Annotated in this window: 2 protein-coding genes; both read left to right on the top strand. The window is 59.7% G+C overall.

All coding sequences use genetic code 11. From position 1 onward, the window contains the following. Nucleotides 1–201: 201 nt before the first annotated feature. Complete coding sequence (locus NW815_RS13130; RefSeq protein WP_414391165.1) at nucleotides 202–1,494, top strand: D-alanyl-D-alanine carboxypeptidase; 1,293 nt, start codon at nucleotides 202–204, stop codon at nucleotides 1,492–1,494. Between the two features lie 197 nt (nucleotides 1,495–1,691). After that, nucleotides 1,692–1,868, top strand: a 177-nt coding sequence (locus NW815_RS13125; RefSeq protein ID WP_414416100.1) for an IS630 transposase-related protein, incomplete at its 3' end; no start/stop codon positions are given.

Raw genomic sequence — 1,868 nt, 5'->3', positions numbered from 1 at the left:
GCCTAGCGGTTGGTGTCGGGTAGTTTACGTCACAGCCGACTGGGATCCCTGACAAGCAAAAGATGGGCTTGCCTTGGCCGGAGTCGATAACGCTGGAAAAGGCTGGCACAGGGATTTGCCAAGGCAGTTCGGATGGCACTAGAGTAGCGTCAAGTCTTTTGCCAGCCCGTTGTCCTTTGCAAGTGTCTTTGTGAGGTCATCATGCCGCTTATCCCACAGGGGTTGCGCCCCCATCGTCGTCTCCTCTGGGCAGGGATCCCGTTAGCTGGTGCTTTGGCCTTGGGGGCCTGCTGGAGCAACCCCACAGGTGCTGAAGTCGAGTCTCCCACATTGACTCAGAATCCCTTCCCCCCCATCCCCACTCCACCGCCGCCGCTGCCTTCCCCAAGTGGGACTCCGGGCCTTCCCCCTTGGTGGCCCCGCGCCCAATCGCCGCAGTGGGAAGATTCTCCTTACGCTTCGGTCTTGTCCGGCTTTTTGCAAGGATTGGCGGCCCAAGGGGGAGCGCTCTCTCAACAGGGGATCCTGCTCTGGACGCCGGAAGGGGAGCTGTTGGCGGAGCATGGGCTGGAGCGACCTTTGCCGGTGGGAGCCTTGGATCAGTTGGCCATCAGCTTGATGGCCCTGGAGACTTGGGGTTACGAGCATCGCTTTGAGACCCGCTTCTACACCACAGGCCATCGGTTGGGCCATCGCTTGACGGGAGATTTGATCCTGGTGGGTGGCGGGGATCCCTATTTCACGGAAGCGAATGTGGCAGAGCTGGCCCGCCATTTGCATAGCCTCAACATTCGCCAGATCGACGGGGATGTGAAGGTGTTGCCCCCCTTCCGTTTGCTGGGCCAACCCGATCCTTTGGGCGGCGCTCAGCGTTTGGCAGAACTCCTCAGCAATACTCAACAACCCCATCCGGTTGTCATTCGCGGCTCGGTGTCAGTCCTAACAGCCCTCCCCGCGGACGCCCACTGCCTGGCCAGCTACACCTCGCTACGGCTGGGATCCCTGTTGCAGATCCTCAATGGCAGCAACGACCGAACCATGGCAGAAGCCCTGTTGGCGGAACTGGGGGGCGAAACAGCCCTGCTGGAGTACCTGCGGCAGCGGTTGGTGGCTCAGCCCATTTCCCGCCTGGATTCCCAAATGGCCCCCGCCGAGCAAGACATTCGCCTGGGGCAAAGAGGGCGAGCGCTGTACCTTTCCCCCCGCGCCCTAGCTCATCTCTGGGAACACCTGGTAGATTTCACAGATGGGGATCCGACTCGGATCTTGCCCAGAGCGGGCACTGGCCACAGCACCCTGCAGGCGCGCACCTTGCCCCCAGGCACGGTGGCTCAGGTGGGATCCGCTGCGGATCGGCTGATGACGATGGGGCAGCTGCCGAATGGCATCCACTTTGTCCTGCTCAACCAAGGCCCCGACCTGGGCATTTTGCGCCAGCAACAGGATCAGTTTCTGCAGGATGTGGTGGCCATTTCTGAGCCTCTCCGCCGCTAATGCTGACCTCAATTCGAACTTAATTTGAGATACAGCTCTCCCCCCACTTTCCCCATAGGAGGCTGAAGCTCAAGACCCCAGAGCCCCACAGGTTAGGAACAGGGTCAATTCATTTAAGAATGAGACGGCCCTGCAGCTAAGAAGGCATGGAGGTAGACCTCAGGAGGAAGCTTAGACCTGAGAGAGAGTCATAGGGTATGTCCAGGAAGGGAGCAGTTGCACGGATGAACAAGGTTAGTCGTGCAACAGTTTATCGCTGGCTGAACCGAGAGGACCTGAGGCCGACAAAAGTCAAGACCCGCAAGCGCAAGATAGACTCGGCTGCCCTGCAGCAAGACGGAGACCAGTACCCAGAAGCTCGACTGAAGGATAGA

The sequence above is a fragment of the Synechococcus sp. R6-7 genome (assembly GCF_047461695.1).
In the GTDB taxonomy this organism is placed as follows: domain Bacteria; phylum Cyanobacteriota; class Cyanobacteriia; order Thermostichales; family Thermostichaceae; genus Thermostichus.
The sequence above is the reverse complement of the archived record's forward strand: the minus strand, read 5'-3'. Positions and strand labels throughout refer to the sequence as shown.